This is a genomic window from Thiomicrorhabdus heinhorstiae, from assembly GCF_013391765.2.
Lineage (GTDB): Bacteria > Pseudomonadota > Gammaproteobacteria > Thiomicrospirales > Thiomicrospiraceae > Thiomicrorhabdus > Thiomicrorhabdus heinhorstiae.
On sequence record NZ_JACBGI020000001.1, the window covers coordinates 267085 to 293075 of the forward strand.

General features: G+C 47.5%; 21 protein-coding genes. 6 read left to right on the forward strand and 15 right to left on the reverse strand.

Annotation, left to right across the window (positions count from 1 at the left end):
• Positions 1-129: 129 nt before the first annotated feature.
• Both clpA and clpS read right to left on the reverse strand, forming a co-directional pair.
• Complete coding sequence (gene clpA, locus H8792_RS01350) at positions 130-2367, reverse strand: ATP-dependent Clp protease ATP-binding subunit ClpA (RefSeq protein ID WP_194947330.1); 2238 nt, start codon at positions 2365-2367, stop codon at positions 130-132.
• Entirely contained in the window at positions 2367-2678 is a 312-nt protein-coding gene (clpS, locus tag H8792_RS01355) for an ATP-dependent Clp protease adapter ClpS (RefSeq protein ID WP_194947331.1), read from the reverse strand. Before clpS ends, clpA begins: the two co-directional genes overlap by 1 nt.
• 459 nt (positions 2679-3137) lie before the next feature.
• Between clpS and H8792_RS01360 the strand changes: the two genes are divergently transcribed.
• Together H8792_RS01360 and H8792_RS01365 are read left to right on the forward strand one after the other, a co-directional pair.
• Positions 3138-3707, forward strand: coding sequence for a PhnA domain-containing protein (locus tag H8792_RS01360; RefSeq protein WP_194947332.1), 570 nt, complete (start codon positions 3138-3140; stop codon positions 3705-3707).
• Between the two features lie 137 nt (positions 3708-3844).
• Positions 3845-4561 carry a YebC/PmpR family DNA-binding transcriptional regulator gene (locus H8792_RS01365; protein WP_194947333.1) on the forward strand — a complete coding sequence of 239 codons (717 nt, stop codon included), beginning with the start codon at positions 3845-3847 and terminating at the stop codon, positions 4559-4561.
• Between the two features lie 66 nt (positions 4562-4627).
• Here the strand turns inward: H8792_RS01365 and H8792_RS01370 are convergent, their stop codons facing one another.
• From H8792_RS01370 to H8792_RS01380, 3 genes are all read right to left on the reverse strand, one after another.
• Positions 4628-7462, reverse strand: coding sequence for a bifunctional diguanylate cyclase/phosphodiesterase (locus H8792_RS01370; RefSeq protein WP_194947334.1), 2835 nt, complete (start codon positions 7460-7462; stop codon positions 4628-4630).
• Positions 7463-7503: 41 nt separating this feature from the next.
• On the reverse strand, positions 7504-8181 hold the full coding sequence (locus tag H8792_RS01375) for a hypothetical protein (RefSeq protein WP_194947335.1): 678 nt from the start codon (positions 8179-8181) through the stop codon (positions 7504-7506).
• 195 nt (positions 8182-8376) lie between these two features.
• Positions 8377-10602: an NADP-dependent isocitrate dehydrogenase gene (locus tag H8792_RS01380; RefSeq protein WP_194947336.1), complete on the reverse strand. Its 2226-nt coding sequence runs from the start codon at positions 10600-10602 to the stop codon at positions 8377-8379.
• 275 nt (positions 10603-10877) lie between these two features.
• Here H8792_RS01380 and H8792_RS01385 point away from each other — a divergent pair, with 275 nt between their 5' ends.
• The 4 genes from H8792_RS01385 to H8792_RS01400 all read left to right on the forward strand — a co-directional run bounded on the left by H8792_RS01385 (position 10878) and on the right by H8792_RS01400 (position 13698).
• The gene (locus tag H8792_RS01385) at positions 10878-11432 is read left to right on the forward strand and encodes an rRNA large subunit pseudouridine synthase E (protein WP_194947337.1); all 555 of its coding nucleotides are present in this window, start codon (positions 10878-10880) and stop codon (positions 11430-11432) included.
• 167 nt (positions 11433-11599) lie between these two features.
• Positions 11600-12724, forward strand: coding sequence for a tRNA 2-thiouridine(34) synthase MnmA (gene mnmA, locus H8792_RS01390; RefSeq protein ID WP_194947338.1), 1125 nt, complete (start codon positions 11600-11602; stop codon positions 12722-12724).
• A gap of 18 nt (positions 12725-12742) precedes the next feature.
• Entirely contained in the window at positions 12743-13408 is a 666-nt protein-coding gene (hflD, locus tag H8792_RS01395) for a high frequency lysogenization protein HflD (protein WP_194947339.1), read from the forward strand.
• Between the two features lie 17 nt (positions 13409-13425).
• Entirely contained in the window at positions 13426-13698 is a 273-nt protein-coding gene (locus H8792_RS01400) for a cupin domain-containing protein (RefSeq protein ID WP_194947340.1), read from the forward strand.
• A gap of 137 nt (positions 13699-13835) precedes the next feature.
• On the opposite strand, the gene H8792_RS01405 is transcribed toward H8792_RS01400, so the two are convergent.
• The 10 genes from H8792_RS01405 to mutL form a co-directional block, all read right to left on the reverse strand.
• On the reverse strand, positions 13836-15740 hold the full coding sequence (locus tag H8792_RS01405; RefSeq protein WP_194947341.1) for a SurA N-terminal domain-containing protein: 1905 nt from the start codon (positions 15738-15740) through the stop codon (positions 13836-13838).
• A gap of 226 nt (positions 15741-15966) precedes the next feature.
• The gene (locus tag H8792_RS01410) at positions 15967-17286 is read right to left on the reverse strand and encodes an adenylosuccinate synthase (protein WP_194947342.1); all 1320 of its coding nucleotides are present in this window, start codon (positions 17284-17286) and stop codon (positions 15967-15969) included.
• 65 nt (positions 17287-17351) lie between these two features.
• Complete coding sequence (locus H8792_RS01415) at positions 17352-18521, reverse strand: ATP phosphoribosyltransferase regulatory subunit (protein WP_194947343.1); 1170 nt, start codon at positions 18519-18521, stop codon at positions 17352-17354.
• A gap of 67 nt (positions 18522-18588) precedes the next feature.
• On the reverse strand, positions 18589-18780 hold the full coding sequence (locus H8792_RS01420; protein ID WP_194947344.1) for a DUF2065 domain-containing protein: 192 nt from the start codon (positions 18778-18780) through the stop codon (positions 18589-18591).
• 50 nt (positions 18781-18830) lie between these two features.
• Positions 18831-19688, reverse strand: a complete 858-nt coding sequence (hflC, locus tag H8792_RS01425) for a protease modulator HflC (RefSeq protein ID WP_194947345.1) — start codon at positions 19686-19688, stop codon at positions 18831-18833.
• A complete protein-coding gene (gene hflK, locus H8792_RS01430; RefSeq protein ID WP_194947346.1) occupies positions 19688-20902 on the reverse strand; it encodes an FtsH protease activity modulator HflK in 1215 nt (404 codons plus the stop codon). The genes hflC and hflK overlap by 1 nt, the downstream gene beginning before the upstream one ends.
• 161 nt (positions 20903-21063) lie before the next feature.
• Positions 21064-22356 carry a ribosome rescue GTPase HflX gene (gene hflX, locus H8792_RS01435; RefSeq protein WP_194947347.1) on the reverse strand — a complete coding sequence of 431 codons (1293 nt, stop codon included), beginning with the start codon at positions 22354-22356 and terminating at the stop codon, positions 21064-21066.
• An 86-nt stretch (positions 22357-22442) separates the two neighbouring features.
• Positions 22443-22712, reverse strand: coding sequence for an RNA chaperone Hfq (hfq, locus tag H8792_RS01440; protein ID WP_194947348.1), 270 nt, complete (start codon positions 22710-22712; stop codon positions 22443-22445).
• 256 nt (positions 22713-22968) lie between these two features.
• Positions 22969-23937, reverse strand: coding sequence for a tRNA (adenosine(37)-N6)-dimethylallyltransferase MiaA (miaA, locus tag H8792_RS01445; RefSeq protein ID WP_228766866.1), 969 nt, complete (start codon positions 23935-23937; stop codon positions 22969-22971).
• A 58-nt stretch (positions 23938-23995) separates the two neighbouring features.
• The gene (gene mutL, locus H8792_RS01450; protein WP_194947349.1) at positions 23996-25849 is read right to left on the reverse strand and encodes a DNA mismatch repair endonuclease MutL; all 1854 of its coding nucleotides are present in this window, start codon (positions 25847-25849) and stop codon (positions 23996-23998) included.
• Positions 25850-25991 lie beyond the last annotated feature (142 nt).

Here is a 25991-nt window from a genome sequence, read left to right on the forward strand (position 1 = left end):
ATTATAAATGGCCGGGGGCTTTTGCGTTTCTTGCGTTAAACATCGTTTGCCACAATCGACGCATTGGGCGAGCCGCATTAATCACCTCAAAAACGGTCGCTTTTTGCATTCCTTGTAAAGAGGGATTATTTACTCCTTGTTAAACAGTAAGCCCTCTTCCCCTGCATCGACAATAATGGTTCCGCCTTGCTGAAGATCGCCGAACAGCAAACGGTCGGCAAGCGGTTGCTTGAGCTTTTCCTGAATCAAGCGTCCCATCGGACGCGCACCCATCAACGGATCATAACCGTGTTTTGCTAACCATTGACGCGCTGCGTCGGTGACTCTCAACTTGACTTTCTTCTCTTCCAGACTGGCTTCCAAACCGTAGATAAACTTATTGACGACCGATTCCATCGACGCTTCACTAAGACGGTTGAACTGAATCACACCATCAAGGCGGTTGCGGAACTCAGGCGTAAAGACCTTCTTGAGTTCACTGTCAAAATCCAAACTGTGATCCTGTAAAGTAAAGCCCATACTGGCTCTCGCCATCTGCTCGGCTCCGACATTCGATGTCATAATCAAAATCACGTTACGGAAATCCGCTTTGCGTCCGTTATTGTCGGTTAGAGTCCCGTGGTCCATTACCTGTAGCAATAGATTAAAAACATCCGGATGCGCTTTTTCGATCTCATCCAGCAAGACGACACCATACGGCTGTTTCGATACCGCTTCTGTCAACAGACCTCCCTGATCATAACCAACGTAGCCAGGTGGTGCTCCGATCAAACGTGAAACCGTATGGCGTTCCATATACTCGGACATATCAAAACGGATCATCTCGACACCGAGATGGTTGGCCAACTGTTGACTCAACTCGGTCTTACCGACCCCGGTCGGGCCGGCAAACAGGAAAGAGGCGGTCGGCTTGTTGGCATCGCTTAAACCGGATCGCGATAACTTGATTGCCGAGACCAGTTGATCAACCGCATGATCCTGACCGAAAACGACCCGCTTCAAGTCGCCCGCCAAGTCATATAGCTTGTCTTTTTCTTTCTGCGTAATTTGCGACACCGGAATACGCGCTATCGAAGCGACCACTTGCTGAATTTCATGAGTTCCGATCTGTTTTTTGCGTTTGGAAACCGGCTTCAACGCCTGTTTGGCTCCAGCCTCGTCCATCACATCAATCGCTTTGTCCGGCAGATGACGGTCAGTCAAATAGCGTGCCGACAGCTTTACCGCTTCCTTCAAGGCCGGCAAACTGTATTTCACCTGGTGGTGTTCTTCGTACTGCGGCTTAAGTCCTTTGAGAATTTCGAAACTTTCCTGCTGGGTCGGTTCTTTGACGTCGACCTTCTGGAAGCGTCTTGCCAGAGCGCGGTCTTTTTCAAACACCCCGCGATACTCCTCGTAGGTGGTCGCACCGATACAACGTAAACGCCCGGACGACAAAGCCGGTTTCATTAAGTTCGACGCATCCATCGCACCGCCTTGAACCGCACCAGCACCGATTACGGTATGAATTTCATCGATAAACAAGATCGCGTTTTCTTGATTTTCCAACTCTTTCAACAGTGCCTTGAAGCGTTTTTCAAAATCACCTCTATAACGGGTACCGGCCAGCAAAGCCCCCATATCTAGGCTGAAAACACGTGCCGAAAGCAGACTTTCCGGAACTCTTTCATATTCGATCAGATAGGCCAAACCTTCGGCAACAGCGGTTTTACCGACACCTGGTTCGCCGACTAGCAACGGATTGTTTTTGCGACGACGGCTAAGCACTTCCAAAGTTCGATTCAATTCCCACTCGCGGCCGATGATCGGATCGATCCGCCCGGCTTGAACCTCTGCATTAAGATCGACACAGAAGGATTTCAGTGGAGACTTTTTCTCCTCGTCGGCAGGGCTACTTTCAGCCTCGGCATTTTCTCTTTCCGCAGGAAGAAAGTCTTCACTGTCATTAGCCGTCACACCGTGCGAGATGTAGCTCAATACATCAACACGCTCGACACCGTTCGACTCCAAAAGATAAACCGCCTGCGAATCCTGTTCAGAGTACAGGGATGCAAGGACATGCAGACTGGACACTTCCGGATAACCGTTCGACTGCACCAGATAAATCGCCCGTTCGATAACGCGTTGAAAGCCCATCGTCGGTTGTAGCTCTTCCGGCTTGCGACTAACCATTTCCGTTTCCAGATAACGTTCCAGCGCCTCTTCGATCGGACCGACTTCTGCACCGCAGGCACGGATCACTTCCTGTACGCTCGGCACTCCCAGCAGCTCCAGTAATAGATGCTCGAGTGTGACGAATTCATGTTCATATTCATGTGCGACACTGAAGGCATTACTCAACGTCTGCTGTAACTCTTTACTTAACATTAAGCGACCTCCAACTGGCATTTCAAAGGATGTTTGTTTTGACGCGAAAAACGGTTGACCTGATACACCTTCATTTCCGCCACTTCTCTGCTGTAGATACCACACACGCCTTTTCCGTCATGATGCACCGCCAGCATAATCGCATTAGCTTTCTGCTCGTCCATGCCGAAAAAACGTTGCAAGACTTCGACCACAAAATCCATCGGAGTGAAGTCGTCGTTCAACAACACAACCTGATAGCGTTTAGGCGGTTTGAGTTTCGGTTTGGCCGTTTCCAGCAGGAGATTTCCGTCATCGTATTCTTGTGGCATCTTAGCTCTTTTTCATTTGAGGAAATCCGATCGATTCATCAACGACCGGAAGAAAATTAATTTTTTTGAAAAGAAATTTCATTACTTTTATTTTACCTGAAACCCGGCCGGTAAATCCAAGTTGAACCACCCCTTCAAAACCAAGTGACAGACTCTTTTACCGACTTTCTTAAAACATAGGGGCAAACTGCATGTTTTAAAAGAGTCATTCATGGACATAAGCGTGAAAAACGGCCTAAAACCCCAATATTCTGTCAGGTTATTCTGATTTTTTGCTCCATAAGAGGCATAATATGCGACTGTATTGAATGCGATCGATTTGACCGAATAAATCCGGGGGAATTTGTACGGCAAACGATGGCTGTTTATCTGGAAGCGGTTCAGAAAACCTCCCCTAAAGATAAAAGCCAACCGGGTTTTCATCACCGACTTCTGAATTTTAGTTTTGGGAAGAGAAAAATGAGCACAGAACAAGCACTGATGGAACGTAGCGGCGGTAAATGCGAGCTATGCGGAGCCGAACACGATTTAACTGTAATGGAAGTAGCGCCGAGTGACGGTGGTGCAGACCAGTCTATCCTGGTCTGCGGCACTTGCCGTTCTCAGATCGAGAATCCGGAAACAATGGATGCAAACCACTGGCGCTGCCTGAACGACAGCATGTGGAGCCCGATTCCGGCGGTACAGGTAATGGCATTCCGTATGCTGAATGCATTGAAAGCCGAAGGCTGGCCGCAAGAATTGCTTGATATGATGTACATGGAAGAAGAGACCCGTCAATGGGCTGAAGCCGGACTGGCCGACGAAGACGATTCCCGCGAACCGACCAAAGACAGCAACGGAACGGTTCTGCAGGAAGGTGATGATGTCACTCTGATCAAAGACCTTGAAGTGAAAGGCGCCGGTTTTACCGCCAAGCGAGGCACCTTGGTGAAAAACATCCACCTGACCGACAACCCTCTGCATATCGAAGGCAAAATCAACGGCACGCAAATCGTTTTGGTTGCCGCTTATATGAAGAAAGCCTAACCCTTATAAGCCCGTCTTAGACGGCGGGCTTTGTCCCCCCGAATATCGGTAACACCAAAAAACCTGATTTTGCCGCGCAAGTTTGTGTAAAATCGGCGTTTATTTTTTAAAAGTTTCAAGCAGAGACGGAGCAAATCATGGGTAGAGCTTACCAAAACCGTAAAGAATCCATGGCGAAAACCTCGGATCAGAAGGCGAAGGTTTACAGCAAATACAGTAAAGAAATCTACATGTGCGCCAAAAACGGCGGCTGTGAAGTAGAAGGCAATTTGGCTTTGGCCGGGTTGATTGAACGTGCCAAAAAAGAACAGGTTCCTTCTCACGTTATCGAAAAAGCGATCGATAAAGCCAAAGGCGGCGGCGGCGAAGATTTTGCTCTGGCTCGCTACGAAGGCTACGGACCGGGCAATAGCATGGTGATTATCGACTGTTTGACCGACAACCCGAATCGTACTTTCGGCGATGTGCGCAGTTGCTTTACCAAAACCAACTGTAAAATCGGTACCCAGGGCAGTGTTTCACACATGTTCGACCACACTGCAATTCTGGCTTTCAAAGGCGAAGACGACGAAGCGGTTCTGGAAGCTCTGCTGATGGCGGATGTCGATGTCAGCGATGTTGAGAATGAAGACGGCATGATTACCGTTTTCGCGCCGAACACCGAATACAACAATGCCAAAAAAGCCTTAATGGAAGCCTTTGACGGAATTGAATTCGAAGTCGACGAAATCCAATTCGTTCCGAAAATAACCAAAACTTTGCAAGGCGAAGATCTGGAACAGTTCGAAAAATTCATCGGCTTACTGGAAAATGTCGATGACGTGCAGGAAATCTATCACGATATAGAACTGTAAATTTGATTCCATAGCAACAATAACAACTAATCAGTTGTTATTGTTGCTATTTTCTTACTTTCCTACTTAGTAATTCTTTATAAATTCACAGGTATCTTCGATGCTCATTGGGCGCGCAAACAGATAGCCTTGAATAACATCACACTCCATTTCCTGTAAGACTGCCAGTTGCGATTCTTTTTCAACCCCTTCCGCCACGACTTTTTTGCCTAGTTTGTGCGCCATGGAAATGGTTGCGGAAACAATTGCATGATCGTCATCATTGCAGTCCACTTCGTCGATAAATTCCTTATCGATTTTCAGACTACCGGATTGAAACTTACGCAACAACGCCAGAGATGAATAACCGGTTCCGAAGTCATCGATTGAAAAATCCAAACCGTTTTTCTGCAGAGTTCTCAAGACGTCACTCTCTATATGCGTCAATTCTGCATAAGTGGTTTCGGTAATTTCAAATCGAAGATCGCTGTAACTGAGTTTCTTTTTATCAATGTTCTCAATCAGGTCGATAAACATCTCAATTCGTCTGAGCAACTCACCGGAAATATTAATGCTGATTTTACCTTTGAAACCAAGTGCCCGTAGACGCTTCAAATCCTCACTGATAACCTGAATCTGCCACATGGTGATATCAAAAATCAGACCGCGAGATTCGGCAACCGGAATAAATTTCCCCGGCGAACTGACCGGTTGTAAAAGCGGATTGGCTGGAAACCATCTCAGTAGCACTTCCAAACCGACGATTTCTCGAGTGACAGCGGCAATCTGCGGCTGATAGTAAAGTTCAAACTCTTCCCTGTTCAATGCCCGGCTTAATTCGGCAACGATAACGACATCTTCTTTAACTTTGCTGGACATCGACTCTTCATAGAAAACATAGCTTCCCTGGCCCATGGATTTTGCCCGATAGAGTGCAATATCGGCCTGGGAGATAATTTGCTCCGGAGCCATTTCCGTATCGCAGAAAGCGATACCGATACAAGTATTGCTTTGCACCAAGTGCCCATCTATTTCAAACGGTTTTTTAAACAGCGCCAAGATGCGTTCTACCACCTGATAGGTTTCAAACACGTCAAAATCATATTCCACAAGTAACGAAAATTCATCACCGCCAAGTCGTGCCAGCGTATCGCTCTTTCGAATCACCCGAGAAATTCTTTTGGAGATTTCCTGAAGCAGCTTATCTCCGGTTGGATGCCCCAAGGTATCGTTGACCTCTTTGAAATGATCCAAATCCATAATCATCAAGGTTGCGCCATGCTGTCTGGAATCGTCGCGCTTTAAAATCTGCGCTAGACGATCATTGAACAAGCGGCGATTCGGAAGCCCGGTCAATTCGTCATGAAACGCCATGTGATGAATCTGCGCTTCCTGTAACCGGCGTTGACTGATGTCAGAAAATGTCACTACGGCACCGATGATCTGGTTTTTGCGGTATAGAGGAGAGCTTTTGTACTCGACATCAAAATAACTGCCGTCTTTTCTCCATAAGACTTCATTACTGACCAATTGAGACTCACCGGTTTTTATCGGCAGCATCATTTTGCACTCGGAATCATGAATTACATGACCTTGCGGATCCGAATGATGGATCAGCGCATGATTGAACCCGCCGATCAACTCTTCCGGTTCATATCCCAGCATCTGCGCACCAGCTGGATTGATAAAGGTCGTCATACCATTATTGTCGATGCCGAAAATGCCTTCATGAGTATGACTGAGCAATAATTCCGACAATTCCTGAGCTTTCAGAAACTCGGTCATATCGATCAGGTATCCCCATACCGCCCGAATGTGCTCACCATCGTAATCGACTTTGGTATAAGCATAGAACTGGCGATATTCTCCGTCTGCAGCCTTCAAACGGTAAGACTGCTCGAAACGCTGAACTTTTTGATCGAGATAATGCTTGACCTCGTTTTGAATCAGAAGTGATTCATTCGGATGCAATAAAGAAACAAATTGCATATTCTCTTTAAGCAATTTTTCGGGATCATACCCCAAAACCTGCTGGATATTGCCTGAAACATAGCTGATCGGCCAACCGTTTTTAGGCCGCCAATGAAACAAAACCGCCGGACCGTCGGCAAACAATTCCTGCTGTATCTTTAATTCATGCTCGGTCTTTTTAAGGAAATTGATGTCATCAATAACCCAGAGTACACCTTGCGGCAGCTCAGGCGGAACTCTCGGATCTACCGGTTTTCCGCACAAATTGACCCAGACAGGATCACCGTCCTTCTTTGTCAAACGGCATTCGTAATGGACTCTTTCCCCTTGCTCCAGCAATCCCTGACTAACCTGTTCAAACTCGTGAAAATCCGAAAGTCGTTCAAACAGAATGCTCATGGATTTGTGGCGCAAACTGTCCGTGTACCCCAGAATTTCCAGTAACCGAGGGTTCGCCTTTAAAATAAAACCCTGTTGATCGCACAGCAAAATGCCGGTGTGACTATTTAAAAACACCGCTTCAAATTGATGCTCGATTTTTTCAAGTTCTCGATAAGCTTCAGCCTTTCCCTCTACCGGAACAAAGACGCCGACCTGAACTTCAACCTCATTCAGATAGACAATATTTGCGGTAATTTCAACATCGAGAATCCGGTCACCGCTGCAAAGAATACGGCTTGCCATCTTTTCAATGCGCCCGAACTCTTTCAGCATTCGAAAATGTTCGGCAAAGGCGTCTTTTTTTTGATTCTCTTCATCCGGGTGCAACGAAGGCTGCAGGCGATTGAGGAGAGTTTCTTCGGAAAAACCGAACAGACGTTCGGCTTCGTAATTCGCAAAGCGGATTTTACGACTTTCCGTTTCCACGACCACCACAGCAACCGGCAAATGCCGTAGCCAGGAGAAATAGGACTTGACATCATCAACTTTGGGAAAAGAGCGGCTTAGCATCGCTTAACTGACCTACTTAAAATGTATCTTGATACAGCCGGTTATTTACCGGAGATGCTGCGCGCTTCTTCAAAAGTTCTTTTATAACTCTTGACCTTGGTACAACTCTCTTCCATCTGCGCTTTTTTCTGCTCCGGGGTCAAGATGGTCGTGACTTGCGCCGTAGAACGGTACAAGGTTCTGAGTTCCTGCACCGCAGCGTTTTTACCGTTCAAACCGCCGACAACCACAATCAACAAATTGGCCGCCGTTAGTTTTTTCGCCTGGTCTTTTAAACCGAACTGTTCGGAGAGTACCGCACAGGTTGCAATATCGGAAATCTTCTCTTGCAGCTCTTTAGGCAGCTCACCGATTTTCAAACCGACAAAATTCTCGTCCATTTTGACCTCTTGCGGACGACAAGCTTTTTCAAACAACTTTGACTGACTGATAGTTGGATAGGCCTTGAGCTTTTCCGCATAGGTCTCAGTCAATTTATCCGTGACTTCCTGCACATCAACTTCAGGCTTGTCTGCCATCGCCGGGCCTAAAGTTTCTCGAATTTCTTTCTCAAAACGCTTTTGCATCGGAGCATCATTCAGGTTGTGCGATATACCACTGCAAATCGCCAATCTATTTAATTCGGTTTTTTGAGCCCCGGTCAGGTTAGCCGCCGATACGGCAAACGGAGTTAACAGGGCAAGAGCGAAAAACAGGGATTTTACAGGCAGTTTATGCATACCGATTCCTTGGTTTTTTTGACTGATCGTGATTTTGATTGTAACTGAAATCTTAACGGCCATCTTTAAAAAGCCTTTAATCTTCCTTTTTTCTTCAAGGTATTTTCCCTACTCCATACAAAGAAAAACCCGCGGGATCTATACGAATCCCACGGGTTTTCCACGCAATCAAAATGAATGTTTTCAGGCGTTGCTTTACAACGAATCAATCAACTCATTGAAAGTAGCTGACGGACGCATCACGGCCGCTGTCATGGCAACATCCGACTGATAGTAGCCTCCGATATCTACCGCCTGCCCTTGCACCGCATTCAACTCTTCGACGATTTCGTCTTGCTTATCGCTCAAAGCTTGCGCCAAAGGTGCGAATTTCGCTTTTAATTCGGTATCGTCATTTTGAGCCGCCAACTCTTGCGCCCAATATAACGCCAGGAAGAAATGGCTGCCACGGTTATCCAACTGACCGACTTTTCGCATTGGAGACTTATTGTTATCCAGAAGCGTTCCAGTTGCTTTATCCAGAGTTTCCGAAAGCATTTTCGCTTTAGCATTGTCCTGAGTCTGCGCCAGATGCTCTAGAGAAACCGCCAGAGCCAGGAACTCACCCAAAGAATCCCAACGAAGATGATTTTCTTTCAATAGCTGCTGAACGTGTTTCGGAGCCGAACCGCCGGCACCGGTTTCGAACAGTCCGCCGCCATTCATTAGTGGTACGATCGACAGCATTTTGGCCGAAGTTCCTAATTCCAAGATCGGGAACAGATCGGTCAAATAATCACGCAATACGTTACCGGTGACGGAAATAACGTCTTTTCCATCTTTAATATGACGCAAAGTAAAACGGGTCGCTTCCGCAGGAGCCATAATGTGAATTTCCAAACCGGTTGTATCGTGGTGTGCAAGATAGTCGGTGACCTTTAAAATCAACTCGTGATCATGCGCACGATTACTGTCAAGCCAGAATACCGCCGGCGTATTGCTTAAACGAGCACGATTAACCGCCAACTTCACCCAATCTTGAATCGGGGCATCCTTTGTCTGACACATGCGGAAAATATCACCCGCTTCAACCGGCTGTTCCAAAAGCACGTTGCCGTCGGCATCAAGCGCACGAATGGTTCCGCTGGCATCCGCCTGGAAAGTCTTGTCGTGCGAGCCGTACTCTTCCGCTTTCTGAGCCATTAAACCGACGTTCGGAACCGAGCCCATGGTTGACGGATCGAAAGCACCGTAGTGCTTACAGAAACGGATGGTTTCTTCATACACACTGGCATAACAACGATCAGGAATAACCGCCATGGTATCCTGCTGCTTGCCATCCTTATTCCACATCTGACCGGAAGTACGAATCATCGCCGGCATGGAAGCATCGACAATGACATCGGAAGGGACATGCAGGTTGGTAATTCCCTTGTCGGAATCAACCATTGCCAGAGCCGGCCCCTGCTCGATTTCAGCGGCCAGATCCTGTTCGATTTCATTGCGAGTCGCTTCGTCCAACTGTTCAAGCTTGGCGTACAAATCACCAAGACCGTTATTCGGGTTAACGCCGATTTTTTCGAAAGTTGCAGCATGTTTTTCAAATACGGATTCAAAGAAGACCGCAACCGCCTGTCCGAAGATAATCGGATCGGAAACCTTCATCATGGTCGCTTTCAAGTGAATCGAAAATAATACGCCTTCGGCTTTGGCCTGCTCTTTGGCCTGCTTTAAAAATGCCCGTAACGCCGATTGGCTCATTACCGATGCATCAAGCACTTCACCGGCCAATAACGGTGCCGGTGCTTTCAGCCCTTTGACATTACCTGCTTCGTCGCAAAACTCGATACGGAAGGTAGTTGCCTCCGGTAAAGTGACCGACTTTTCGGAACCATAGAAATCACCATCAAGCATATGCGACACGGCACTCTTTGAATCCTGTGACCAGGCTCCCATTGAATGCGGGTTTTTCTTAGCGTAGTTTTTAACCGAAGCCGGAGCCCGACGGTCCGAATTACCTTCACGCAAAACCGGGTTTACCGCAGAACCTAAAACTTTGGCGTAGGTTGCTTTAATGACTTCCTCGTCGGCATTCTGCGGATTGGCAGGATAATTCGGAACTGCATAACCATGTTCCTGCAGCTCTTTGATTGCCGCGTTCAACTGCGGAATCGAAGCGGAAATATTCGGCAGTTTGATGATATTGGCTTCCGGTGTTGTCGCCAAAGTCCCCAATTCAGATAAAGCATCACCGATACGCTGTTCTTCCTGCAAAAACTGCGGAAAATTAGCCAAAATTCGACCCGCCAGAGAAATATCGCGGGTTTCAACCGAAATATCGGCACTTTTAGCAAATGCCTGCACAATCGGAAGAAAGGAATAGGTCGCCAAGGCCGGAGCTTCATCGGTCAGCGTATAGATAATCTTTGCTTGATCTGTCATGAAATTAGATTCCTAGAGTTAAGTTGAGCGTTGCAAGCCCTACGAACATTAAGTCTGTTCAGCTGCGAACGATATAGAAGGTTGAGAAAAGTGATAGAATGCTTCTATTCTAACCTAGCCAATAAAAAAGGTTAAGGCCTTAAACCGGCTTTACAAGCGGATAATTCGCCGTAAACGGGTAATATTACAAAGCAGTTTTTTCACCATTTCGGTGACTTTCGAGAAAACCGATAATGGAACCGCTGTCAGCTTAGTCATAATCTAACATTGAACTTATGAGTCAGATACTTCTTTTTAACAAACCTTTTAACGTTTTGTGCCAATTCACCGACGAGCCGCAATACAAAGACCAGCGCCAAACCTTGGCGGAATACATTCAACACCCGGGGTTTTATGCAGCCGGGCGGCTGGATCGCGATTCCGAAGGTCTGCTGTTGCTGACCAACGACGGCAAACTTCAACAGCGTATCAGCGACCCGAAATTCAAAGCCGAAAAAACTTATCTGGTGCAGGTTGAAGGCGACATGGATTCTCAAGCACTCGAGCACTTACGCAAGGGTATTCAGCTGAAAGATGGCCTGACCCGTCCGGCCAAAGCGCGTAAAGTCAGCGAACCCAAATGGCTTTGGGAACGCAATCCACCGATCCGCGAACGCAAAAACATACCTACCAGCTGGCTCGAACTCACCATCAAAGAAGGAAAGAATCGTCAGGTTCGGCGTATGACGGCTGCCGTCGGTTTTCCGACACTGCGTTTAATACGCGTTCGCATCGGAGATTGGCAGCTTGCCAATTTAAAGCCTGGAGAAAGTGCTTTAATCGATGCCTGAATCGACAGGTTTATAGAGCGCAATCCAGAGGATTCAAAATCGATCTTTACCGGCTTCATCTGCTAAAATAAGCCGAATTCCAAATTATCTTTATTCCATACCGGGCAATCAGATACAAATCACCGAGCCGGCATGCGAAAACAAATCATCAAAGGCTATAAAAAATTATGAAACCTTCCGATACCAAAGTCATCGTCGGCCTTTCCGGCGGTGTGGATTCCTCCGTTGCCGCATTGCTGCTTAAGCAACAAGGATATCAGGTCGAAGGACTGTTCATGAAAAACTGGGAAGGCGATGATACCGAAGACTACTGTCCGGCTGCAGAGGACCTTAAAGACGTTATGGCAGTAGCGGAAATCCTCGATATTCCGGTGCATATCGAAAATTTTTCCGGAGAATACTGGGATCGGGTTTTCGAACACTTTCTGGAAGAATACGGCAAGGGACGTACACCGAATCCGGATATTCTTTGCAACAAGGAAGTGAAGTTTAAAGCCTTCCTGCAACACGCTTTGGAACTGGGAGCCGACTATATCGCCACAGGTCACTACGCCCGTATTCAGCGCGACCCGCAAACCGGCGAATGCCAGCTGTTAAAAGGACTGGATGACAATAAAGATCAGAGTTATTTTCTGTACACCCTACAACAGCATCAGTTACAGAAATCGATGTTCCCGGTCGGTGAACTGGAAAAACCTCTGGTTCGCAAAATGGCCGAAGATGCCGGTCTAATAACGCATGATAAAAAAGACAGTACCGGCATCTGCTTTATCGGTGAGCGTAAATTCAAAGATTTTCTGCAACGTTTTCTTCCCGCTCAACCTGGGGATATCGTCGATGACGAAGGCAATGTTATCGGCCGCCACGACGGACTGATGTATCACACACTCGGCCAGCGAAAAGGTCTAGGAATCGGCGGCGGTCACGGCAAAGGCAATGATCCTTGGTATGCCGCCGATAAGGATTTGACAAACAACCAACTGATTGCCGTGCAGGGAAAACAGCATCCGCTGCTGCAACACCGTTTTTTGATTGCCAATACCCTTGACTGGGTCAGCGGTCACTGCCCTGCTTTAAATCAACCACTGAAAGCGAAAATTCGCTATCGACAAGAAGAGCAACCTTGTCGTATTATCGAACATGGCAATGACACAATCGTCGTTGAATTCGACGAAACGCAAACAGCTATTGCTCCCGGACAATCCGTGGTCTTTTACGACGATCAGGTTTGCCTCGGCGGAGGTGTAATTCAATCCCGCCTGCATACTTATCCAGAGCAAAGCGAAACCTAGAAAATTCGATCTAAATTCATGACTCAATATACTCAAGAAGATAAAACCCTCGCCCTGATCGGCATCTACCAATCGGCTCGTGCGGTCCACGAACTGGCGACCACCGGGCAATGTGACGAGAACGCCTATCACACTTCCATCCGCTCTCTATTCTGCGATAACCCCTCTACCACTCTCGATGTATTTGGCAGCAGTTATACGAATATAAAAACCGGTTTGAACACTCTTTTAACACAAATGGGGTCGGACGGTCAGGAGCAGATGCGCAATATTGAGATTACCCGCTATGTGCTCAACCTCATTATCCTGCAGAAAAAACTTCTCAAACTCGGTGCCCCTCTCGCAGAGATCAGCCGTCAATTGGACAATGCCCGCCAGCAACAGCAACATTTCGGAGAGTTTCATGATAATGTGATCGCTGCTCTGGCAAAAACCTACAGTGATAACGTCAGTCAGCTATCGCCGCGCATTATGGTCAAAGGACAGCACGGGCATTTGCAAAACCAGCGAATCGCCAACAAAATCCGTGCATTACTATTGGCGGGAATTCGTAGCGCCCTGCTCTGGCAGCAGGTCGGCGGCAGTCGCTGGAATCTTCTTTGGTCAAGAAAAAAATATTTAAACAGCGCGCTTTCCATTCAACAAAAAACCGACACTATCGATTCATCGCCCACTACTTCCTAACCCTACAGAGGTGTTTTATGCAGATCACGGTCGAATCCCATCCCCCTCAAGACAAATTGGATGAACTTCATGTTGCCGAATGGCCGATTTGGGAAAAAGAAGCATCCAGCTTCCCTTGGTACTATGACATGGAAGAAGTCTGTTATCTGCTCGACGGCTCCGTTACCGTTACTCCCGAGGGTGGTGAGCCGGTTCACATCCGCGCCGGAGACCTGGTTACTTTCCCCCTAGGAATGAGTTGCCAGTGGGATATCCATCATCCTGTGCGCAAATACTATAATTTTCGATAGTATCCGAAATTGAAAGCGAATCTAAGTAGAAAATTCACTTTCTACCTATCGCCAGTTTTCATATCAAAATGACATAAAAAACCGCGTAGAAGCAATCTTCTACACGGTTTCTTAGCTCAGCTTGTTTTAAAAAGCGCTTATTTGATCGTTTCGTAGATCGGCTTACGGACAATCTCCGCTTTACTGATCAAAGCCTTAAGACGTGCATCCAGTTCCGCATTAGAACTCAATTCGGTAAACGCTTTTTGCAGAGACGCCTTCTGTTGCTCATTCACATCGACATCCTTGACGCCACTCAATTCGATCAGAACGGTATCGCCGGTCGGTAGTTGATAAGAGTGCCAAACGGTTGAATTTTCTTTAGGCTTTTTAATCTTAAAGACTTCGCTAACCATCTGCGGCAACAGGCGTTGACTGTTACGTTCAACCCAGCCGACCGGATGCCATTCAATACCGTCGCGCATCAAAGATTCCGGATTTTCACCACCTTCAACCTTAGGCAAAAGACTTTTCGCCAATTCGGACGCTTCGGCAATCGCTTTATTACGTGTCAATTCTTGTTTGATTTGTGGTGAAACTTCTTCCAGTGATTTCTGACGCTCTGGGAAGTGCTTATCCAAATGAATGACGACTGCCTGGTTATTACCCAATTCAATGGCGGTACTGTTCAGGTTGTTTTTCAACACTTCGTCGGAAAATGCCGCTTGAATGAATTTCGGATTTGATGCCATGGCAGAAGCCCCGCCCTGACGTCCGAATGCTTCGGCCGTTTGCAGCTTTAAGCCGACGGCATCCGCCACCGCTTGCAGGTTATCAGGCTGTTCGTAGGCGACGGTATTCAACTGCTCCAACTTATCAAAGTACAGTTTTTCAGCTTGTTGCTTTTTATACTGCATTTCGACTTCCTCTTTTACATCCGCAAAAGGAGGCAGTTTTTTCGGTTCGATCGAGACCAATTTAATCAAATGATAACCAAACTCGGTTTTGACAGGCTGGCTGATTTCACCAACTTTCATTGAGAACACCGCCTGATCGAATGCCGGGACCATCATTCCCTGTTCGAATTCACCCAGATCACCGCCGGAGGAAGCCGAACCAGGATCTTGCGAATAGATTTTAGCCAGTTCTTCGAAGGACTCACCCTTTTTCAATTTATCTTCAACTTCAGCCAGAGTTTTTTGCGCTTTAGCTTCGCCCTCATCCGTCTCGGCATCAACACGGATCAAAATATGCTTGGCATGGCGTTTTTCAGGCAAAGTGAACAAGGACTGATTATCTTGATAAAAACCTTTCAGAATATCGTCATTCACTTCGACACCCTGTGCCAGTTCTGCCTGTGAAAGCAACACATACTGAACCTGAACTTTTTCCGGCTCTAACCAGGCGTCCTTGGATTTCTCATATTCGGCGGCAATTTCATCATCGCTGACATTGACCTTATCCAAAAACGGGCGCTGGTCGATACGCAGATAGTTGATCTGACGCTGTTGTCCCTGCAGTTTGGTAAGTTGATCGGTTTCGCTCGCTGTTGCGAAAGCTGAAGAAAGCGTCAAAGAGCGGAATTGGTTTTCCGCCAGAAATTCGCGCTGTTCGTATTCGAAACGCGCCACATTCAATCCGTTACGCGCCAAGATATCTTCATACAGCTTTTCAGAAAATTGTCCCTTTTCCTGAAAAACCGCGGCTGCATGGATCGTTGCTGCCAGCTGCTGATCACTGATCAATAAATTATTATCCTGGTTCCATTGGGAAATCAGCTTAGATTCGATTAAGGCATCCAAGACCTGACTGCGCAGTTCTTCATCCTTAACAATGGAATCGTACATATCGCCGAACTGTTTCTGCAGGCGCATTTTTTCACGATTATACAGAGTCAGAAAATCGGTTGCGGTAATCCCGTCACCGTTGACTTCGGCAACATTAGTCGTCTTGTCGCCGCGTGCATACTGATCAATACCGAACAGTGCAAAAGTCAAAATAATCAGGCCGACGATCACCCAGGCGATCCAACCCTGGGCATGATCACGAATGGCTTGTAACATGCTGTATCCTCGTTTTCTTAAACTTCAAAAATAGTGCTTATGATACCAAGGGCGCCCTCCGGTTTCATCCTATTTTTACCCTTAGCAGGCGAATCCTCACAAGCTAGTTAAAACACTGTAGAAAAGAGTGCAGAGTCTGAATAAAAGCTGAATATTTCGCCCTTCCAAAAAGTAAAAAACCCGGAAAATCCGGGTTTCTGACTTAGCTTAAGCTTATAACAGCCACTTACGCGAATGGGTCCTGCAAAATCAAGGTTTCTGCTCTATCCGGTCCGGTAGACAAAATCGAAACCGGTACACCGACTTCTTTTTCCAGGAAGCGGATGTAATCCTGTGCTTCTTTCGGCAACACATCCCAAGATGCAATTCCTACCGTCGAGCACTTCCAACCTGGCATAGTCACATAGTTTGGTACACAGGTTTCATATTCGTCGGCGCTTGAAGGAGGCAGCAACAATTCTTTACCATCTTGAGTATAGGAAACGCAAACTTTAATCTCTTCCAACTCGTCCATGACATCCAGTTTGGTCAAACACATGCCACTCAAACCGTTAATCTGCGACGAACGGCGCAAAGCGACGGCGTCAAACCAACCGCAGCGACGTTGACGTCCGGTTGTCGCGCCGAACTCTCGCCCGCGAGTTCCAAGTTCCTTACCGATCTCGTCACCGTCGCCGCTGATGCAATCGTAAACCAGCTCGGTCGGGAATGGACCGCCACCGACGCGGGTAGCGTAAGCTTTGGTAATACCCAAAACATAATCTAGATTAGTCGGCCCAATACCTGCACCGGAAGCCGCCCCACCCGCCGTGGTATTGGAAGACGTCACATAAGGATAGGTGCCTTGATCGATATCCAGTAAAGTTCCCTGCGCACCTTCGAACATCAAGTTTTTACCCTGGCGATTATATTGATCGATCAGGTTCGGAATGTCCGCCAGCATAGGCAGAATCATTGCCGCATAACGCTGACATTTTTCCCACAACTGATCAAAATCAACCGTATCCGCTTTGAAATAGTGCTCTAGAGTGTGATTGTGATAACTCAAAGTCTCTTTCAGCTTTTCTTTGAATTGTGGCATGTTCTTAAAGTCGCCGGCACGTAAACCGCGACGCGCAACCTTATCTTCGTAGGCCGGACCGATCCCTCGCCCCGTGGTTCCGATCGCTTTTTTGCCGCGGGCCGCTTCACGCGCCTGATCAAGCGCGACATGGTAATCGAGAATCAAGGGACAAGCATCGCTGATTTTCAGACGTGATTGAACCTGAAGGCCGCCCTCTTCCAGCTGGCTAACTTCTTTTTCCAATGCGTCCGGCGCCAAAACCACACCGTTACCGATAAAGCATTCGACATTCTCGCGCAGAATACCGGAAGGGATAAGGTGAAGAACTGTTTTCTTTCCGTCGATCACCAAGGTATGGCCTGCATTATGACCACCTTGGAAGCGCACAACCGCTGCTACACGGTCCGTTAAAAGGTCAACAATCTTACCTTTACCTTCATCTCCCCACTGGGTACCCACAACCACAATATTGCGTTTCGTCATATTTAAACTTCTTAAACCAATAAAAACTAAATTAAATTTCGCCTCAACCCCGAACTCTATCCGGATTAAGCCTTAAGAATCCATTCACTGTTTTCGGATACCAGCTGTTGCGCTCCTTGCGGAATAGCGTCGTCGGTATAAGCGCGAACCACGCGCAATCCTTGAGCCTTGAGCTCGGCAATTTTCGCCTGCAGTTTGCCGTCAGTCACACTCGGTGCATACACAACCGATGAGAAGCCTTGCTCAAAATCATCATTCAAAAGATCAAGAGAAGCACGCAAATCCAAACTGAAACCGGTCGCAGGCAGAGCCAGACCAAAAGCCTTGCCGACGCCGTCATAACGACCGCCTTTGGCGATCGGCAACAGATAGCCTTGCGAGTTATAGGCCGCAAAAATCATTCCGTTGTGATATTGGTAACCGCGAATATCTGCTAAATCCAAGTGCATATCCAGCTGATGGGACTGATTCAAATGCTCGATAACCTGAGTCAAATGATCCAAAGCGGCATCTAAAACGGCCGATACGCCTTTCAATTGCTGAGCGGCCGAAATGACCTCATCGGCATCACCGCAGAAGGTCGGCAGTTGGTTAAAAATAACCTGCAAATCATCAGACAGGGCCAAGGTTGCAATAAAGTTCTGATATTCAGGAATCGCCTTGCGTTCCAGAATGTCGATCAGCTCTTTAGACTGCTCTTTGCTCAAACCGGCCAGAGCCATCAACTCGTCAACAATCCCGACATGTCCCAAGCTCAATTTAATGTCCATACCCAGGGCGGTCAGGCTTTCCAGCATCAACTCGATGATTTCCAGATCGCTTTCTACACCACTGTGTCCGAAAAGTTCCGCTCCAACCTGAATCGGGCTTCTGGAACCTTTGGCTTTATTATTACGGGTTTTCAATACTTCACCGACATAGCACAGTCGTGAAATAGAGTTTTCCGCTTTAAGACGGTTGCTGACGATACGCGCAACCTGCGGAGTCATATCGGCACGAACGCCCATCATGCGTCCACTTTCCTGGTCGGTAAAACGGCAAGTATCAATCGCCAAATGTCGCGCAGTTCCGGTCAAGAGCGCATCGGTGTATTCGGCAATCGGCGGCAAAACCAGTTCGTAGCCGGACAAGGTAAAACCATCCAGTAATTTACGACGGTAGTATTCCAGTTTCTGCGCCTGAGGAGGCAAGAGGTCTTCTAGCCCTTCGGGAGTAAACCAAGTGGATTGTTGCATGATTAAAACTTCTTATTTAACTGCTTCTAAAATAAACACAAACGGCTTATTGTAAATCAATTCGCCGCTATTCACTAAAAAATAGCAAAATCATCAAACCGATCCCGATCGAAATCAAGCCGATGCGACGCAGGCTACCATTGGGTAAATTCACGGCCTCCTGCATCATCTGGCGCCAGAATCTAGGAAAGGCAAAAGGTAATAGCCCCTCAAGAATCAACACAAGCGCGATCGCGGTAATGAATGTATTTTCCAGCATGACATCATAAAAAAGGTGGGTTACCCCACCTTTTCATATCTACCGTATTTTTATTTTACGGTATGGTTAAAGTATTTGAAGAAATCCGATTTCGGATCAACTACCATCACGTCCTCTTTGCTCTTGAAGGAACTCTGATAGGCATTCAAACTGTGGTAGAAAGAATAGAATTCAGGGTCTTTGCTGTAGGCTTTCGCGTAAATTTCTGCAGCTTTGGCATCACCTTTACCGCGAATAACTTCACCTTGGCTGTAGGCATCAGCAAGAATAACCACTCTCTGACGGTCTGCATCCGCTTTGATTTTCTCAGCAGCCTCAGACCCCTTGGAACGCAAATCCTTGGCAACACGGTTACGCTCGGCTTCCATACGACGGTAAACCGAGTCGCTGACGTCCTTAGCCAGATCGATACGTTTGATACGAACGTCTTCAATCTCAATTCCGAAGGAGCTCGCTGCCTGTGCAGTAGTTTCTTTGATCTTGTTGGCGATTTCGACACGCTCGCCGGAAATTACTTCTTTCACTGTGCGGTTACCGAACTCGGCACGCAGCCCGTCTTTGACAATCTGTCCCAAACGCATTCCGGCCAAACGGTTGTCACCGTTCATAGTGGTATAGAACTTGGCAACATCTTTAATACGCCACTTAACAAAAGAATCCACTTCCAGGTTTTTCTTTTCGCTAGTCAGATAGCGCTCAGGGTTAGCGTCCAAAGTCTGCAAACGCGCATCAAAGGTTCGTACACTGTTGATAAACGGAGTTTTGAAGTGCAAACCAGGTTCCAGATCGGCTTTAACAATCTCCCCTAAGCGCAATACAACTGCCGTCTCGGACTGCTTGACGGTAAATATGGAATTGACGCCGATAAACAAAATCGCCGCTACCGCAATAGATAAAATCGATTTCATTAACGTAACTCCCTATTTCTTAAATACTCACGAATATTGCTTCGAGTGCTCGACTGAGAAGTACCATTAGTTGTTTGCGTAGCCTGAGCCTGAGTGCCGGTGCCGTCTGTACTCAGCGGTTTAAACGGAATCGTCGTCCCTTGATTCACCATCTTGTCCAATGGCAGATACAACAGGTTATTCCCACTATCGGAACCGACAAATATCTTGGTCGTATTTCCTAAGACGGTGGAAATTGCATCGATATACAAACGGTTACGAGTGACTTCAGGCGCTTTTTGATACTCGGAAACGATGCTGTCAAAACGCGCCGATTCCCCTGTTGCCTGAGCAATAACCTGATCGTGGTAAGCGCTGGCCTCTTCCAATTCACGAGCAGCTTTACCGCGCGCTTTCGGCAAAATATCGTTCGCGTAAGCTTCCGCTTCGTTGATCACACGCTCACGGTCCTCACGCGCCTTGACCACATCGGCAAACGCAGACTGAACCTGCTCAGGCGGTTGAACATCCTGCAAGTTGACACTGGTAATAACCAGACCCGCTCCGTAAGAATCCAAACGATCCTGGGCCAGGGTCTGTACGCGAGAAACGACTTCGTTACGCCCTTCGGTCAAAACAAAATCCATCGAGCTTTGGCCAACCACCTCACGCAATGCACTTTCCACAACTGAACGCAGAGTTACATCCGGATCCGAAAGGTTAAATAAATATTTATTCGCACTGCGCACCTGATACTGAACAGCGATCTTAACGTCAACGATATTTTCATCTTTGGTCAACATCAATGATTCGCTCGGCACATTACCGGTTCGGCTGCTGCGATTATCGGCTCTATAACCGATTTCGGCAGTACGAATCTGATCGACGTTAACGATCTTGACGCTTTCAATCGGGAAAGGCATGTGCCAGTGAGGTCCGGCTTTGGTTTCGTCTACGAAAGCTCCGAAGCGGGTAACAACTCCGCGCTCTGCTGGATCAACGATATAGATACCCGACAATAACCAAACAATGACGGCGACTGCCAGAATCACACCGCCGCCGATACTGCTGAAACCGCCGCCGTTACTCTGACCTCCGAAAATATCTTGTACTTTTTTTACAATAACGTCCAAGTCATCGTTTTTGTTCGGTTTTTTGGGCGAATTTCCTCCGCCGTTATTACCCGAGTTCCCCCAAGGATCTTGTCCTGGTTTACCTGGTTCGTTCCAAGCCATTAAACCTCTCCATGAATTGGCATCAAATTGGGTCCATCTTTGCGACGGACAGGATTCTCGATATTGTAGAGATAATGAGAACAAATGTCATCTATTAAACAACTTTATCGATTATTAACTCTTATTAATATCTTTGCTGATTTATTCAAGCGAAAAATGGATTAAATTTCTCTGCTCTCCAGGATCTCCGGCCATTGACTGACCAGCCCCCACTCCTGTTCGGTTAAGGTCATTTCAAACAGACTATTGCCCCTGTCGTCAAACGATTCCTTGTGAATGGTGCCCAGCTGATACAGTTCAGCGCGGCGTTTACCTGCAGCCACATCCAGACAGAGCTCGACACGATGAAAACGTCCTTTAAAAAACGAAGCCACCGCATCCATTAAAGCATCGATTCCCAATTCGTCTTTGGCAGAAATCCACACTCGCTTCGGAATACCCTGATCATCAAAATCGACTTTCGGTTCAACCGGTGGTGACATCGCATCGATTTTATTAAACACCAGTAGTTGCGGAACCTCGCTCGCGCCGACTTCATCGATTACCTCGAATACATCGCGCATCTTCTCTTCACGATGCGGATCGGAAGCATCCACCAGATGGATCAACAAGCTAGCTTCACTGGTTTCTTCCAAAGTGGAACGGAAAGCGGTGACCAGATCGTGCGGAATATGGCGGATAAACCCAACGGTATCGGCAAAAATCACCGGACCGGCTCCGGGAAGATGCACGCGACGCAAAGTGGAATCCAGCGTCGCGAACAGGCGATCTTCGGCATAGACCCCGGCAGTGGTCATTTGATTGAACAGAGTCGATTTTCCGGCGTTGGTATAACCGACAATGGTAATGGTAGGCAGTTCGGACTTTTTACGCGAGCGACGTCCCAAAGCACGCTGTTTACGTACTTTCTCGATACGCGATTCAAGCTGTTTGATACGACCCTGAATCAATCGACGGTCGGTTTCCAGCTGTGTTTCCCCCGGACCGCGCGCACCAATCCCGCCTTGACGGTCCAAGTGACTCCAGCCTTTTACCAATCGCGTTGACATGCGCTTCAATTGCGCCAGTTCAACCTGAAGTTTCCCTTCATGCGAACGGGCACGCTGCGCAAAAATATCCAGAATCAAACCGACGCGATCAAGCACCTGGCAATCCAGATAAGAAGAGAGATTGCGCTCCTGAGCCGGAGATAAGGCATGATTGACAATAACGACATCCGCCTCATAGAGTTCAACGGCTTGCTGAATCTCTTCGGCCTTCCCTTTTCCGATAAAATATTTCGAATCCGGCGTATTGCGTTTAGTCGTAATGAGAGTACAGATTTCAGCCCCGGCCGAGTCGACTAACTCGTAAAACTCGTCTAACTCTTCGCGGTCGGCTTCATTGTGGAAATCGACGTGAACCAGAACGGCTCGCTCCAGCTCACGTCGTTCGAGACGATCAAATAGTTCCATACGTCGTTATATTTTCACCAAATCGTTTATTTTAAAACAAACCGGCAAGTATTAGGACAGTAACGACGCAACACTATCATTAAAAATTAAGCTTCCTGCTCGGATGAACGTTCGTCTGAACCGTGTTCATATGGTTTAGGATCACGCATCGGTACAATAGTGGAAATGGCATGCTTATATACCATCTGAGTAACATTGCTGCGCAGTAGAACGACAAACTGGTCGAAAGAATCGACTTTCCCCTGAAGCTTGACGCCGTTTACCAGATAAATCGACACACTAATACGCTCTTTACGCAAAGCGTTTAAATAAGGGTCTTGAATCGGCAGCGCTTTTGCCACTTTTTTACTCTCCATGATGCTTCCTAATATTATTTTCTGTATTTTTTAATTTTATTTTTGGGGTCATCCCTGTTGATTTCAAGCTATCCCGATTATCGCCAGGTCAAAATTGACCGTCTTCACTTTTAGGAACCTTGAAAGCATACCATAGCGATTTCATCCCTTTTTCGCAATAAGTTTTACCGTTAAAAATCACATTTTGAGGTAAATTCAAACAAAAGCGACTGACAAGGAGCCAAGCAACAGCAAAACGGCACTTGGAAAGCCTTTCTTATCCGTTTTCTTCCGCAACCGAGTCAAGTAACTTCAAAACCGCCAGAAGTCGTTCGTCCGCCGTTGTTTGAAATGGATCCAGCACCAACATATCCGACTCTTTACGCAACCAGGTTAACTGGCGCTTTGCCAGCTGGCGTGTCGCCACCACCGCCTTATGCACAAAAGTTTCGTAATCGTACTCTCCTTGCAGGAACAGCCAGGCTTGTCGATAACCGACGCTGCGAATCGACGTCATATCGACGTTCAAATCACCGCGCTCGAATAGCCCTTTTACTTCCTGCAAAAATCCGCTTTCCAACATCTGCAGAAACCTCTCTTCAATCTGGGCATGCAATTTGCCGCGATTTTCAGGAATCAAACCGACCTTAATCAATTTAAAAGCCTGCAGACTGCTTTTGGGCTGAGCCTGAAACTCGCTTAAAGGCGTGCCCGTCACTTCAAACACTTCAAGCGCGCGAATCAAACGCTGAGGATCGTTCGGGTGAATACGTTCTGCCGCCTTGGGATCCACTTGCTGCAATCGCTGATGCATCGATTGCGGATCCGTCTGCCACTGCTGCAACAGCCTTTCACGTACCACTTCATCAGCCGACGGCAGATCGGACATCCCTTGCTGCAATGAATTGAAATACATCATGGTGCCGCCGACAAACACCGGCAAGCGATTACGGGCAAAAATTTCTTCAACCAGACGCTTGGCATCCTCCACAAACTCCGACGCCGAATAACTCTGATCGACATCATGCGTATTGATCAAGTGATGCGGGACCGCCTGCATCTCTTCAACACTCGGTTTTGCCGTGCCGATATCCATTCCACGGTAAATCAGAGCGGAATCGACACTGATAATTTCAATCGGCCACTTTTCCGCCAGCAACATCGACAAACCGCTCTTGCCCGATGCCGTCGGCCCCATAATTGCCAAGCAGGTCTTTCGATCAATTAATTTCTGAAGACTATTCAACTCTTTACCCTGGTTTCTTTAGAGATTTTATCTTTGTTATTTATCATTGAGTACCAACCTATTGACCGCGCATAAATAAACCATCCAACTGATTCATATCCAGCTGCACCCATGTCGGACGCCCGTGATTACACTGATCCGACGAAAGCGTTACCTCCATCTCGCGCAGCAAGGCATTCATCTCTTCAACCGTTAACTTGCGATTGGCCCGCACCGAACCGTGACAGGCCATAGTCGATAAGATTGCATTGATTTTGCGTTCGACCAGATCGCTATCGCCCATTACTCCCAAATCGGCAAGCATGTCGTGCAACAGACTGACAATATCGCTTTTCGCCAACAGCGCCGGCACTTCGGTAATCTTCAGCTGCTCCGGCCCGAGTTCTTCCAATCCGAATCCCAGTCGGGAAAACAATTCTTGGTGCGTTTGCCAAACGGAAAGTTGCGAAGCTTCCAAACCGATCGACATCGGCACCAGAAGCGGTTGAGAAACCAGACGAGCCTGTTCCCATTGCACTTTAAGGCGTTCGTAAACCACGCGTTCATGCGCGGCGTGCATATCGACCAGAATCACTCCTTTGGCATTTTCCGCAAGAATAAAAACCCCATGCAACTGGGCTTTGGCAAAACCGAGCGGCGGCATTTCGTTATCTGTTTCATAATCGATCTGCGGCTCGGCAATCGAATTTGCCGACGGCACTTGAGTCAAAGCCGCCTGCAACTCGTTTGAGAAACTGCCGGCCCGATTCAATTCCAACGGTTTCTGAAAACCGAAAGCACCGTACGCGGAATCTTTTTGCCTTTCACCTGAAAACACCGACCCTACGGAACGCTCTCCGGCAAATTCCCTCCCGGAAAACGGATTCGCTGAAGTCAGCATTTGCGCTCCGCTACCTGAAGGTGCCGCCAATGGCCGCGAAACAGCATCACGCACACTACGTCTTAAGAAGTCATACACCCAACTGCCATTGGCGAAACGCACTTCATACTTGGCTGGATGGACATTCACATCCACCAGATCGAAAGGAATTTCCACAAACAGAACATATGCCGGATGGCGTCCGTGATAGAGCACATCAGCATACGCCTGTTTAACCGCGTACGACAACAGCCGGTCACGCACGATTCGCCCGTTGACAAACAGATACTGCATATCGGCCTGACTGCGATTGAACGTCGGCAAACCGGCCCAACCATGTAAACGGATATCGGAATTTTCGAACTCAATACGTAGAGACTGACGGGCAAAATCACTGCCCATTAAAGCCGATAGACGCTGCAAAGCCCCTTCATCACTGTCGACTCTATGCACCTGGCGGACGATTTTTTGGTTGTGAATGAACTTAAAGGCCACATCGGAACGGCTTAACATCACCCGTTTGACCAATTGGTCGATATGGCTGAATTCGGTACGAGCCGCGCGCAGAAACTTTTTTCGCGCCGGAGTGTTGAAAAACAGGTCCCGTACCTGAACTTCGGTACCGACACGCCCGGCACCCGGTTGCAACTCGCTCCAGCGCCCTTCACCTTCGGAGCTCAGATTCCATGCCAGCGAATCTCCGTCGCTGCGACTGCGAATTTGAAAGCGCGACACGGAACTGATACTGGCCAAAGCTTCTCCACGAAATCCTAACGTAGAAACCGCCGCCAAATCCTCCAGACTTTTTAACTTGCTGGTAGCGTGTCGGCTCACAGCCAGCGGCAATTCATCTTGCGGAATGCCTGTGCCGTTATCGGCAACACGGATCGATTTGGTGCCACCTTCCTCGATTTCGATATCGATCTGCGTGGCTCCGGAATCAAGAGCGTTTTCCAATAACTCTTTTACCACTGATGCCGGCCTCTCAACCACCTCACCCGCCGCAATCTGATCGGCCAGATAGGATGACAGCTGTTCGATTTTTTGACGCATTCAAACCTCTAAACCTCTGCTGTAATCCTGCATTGGATTGCAGCGGAGAATCATAATGACAAAATTCGCTTAAAGCGTCGATTATAACATTAATAAACTGACATCAATCTACCGACAACGCTTTCTTCACCCGGCGCCAACT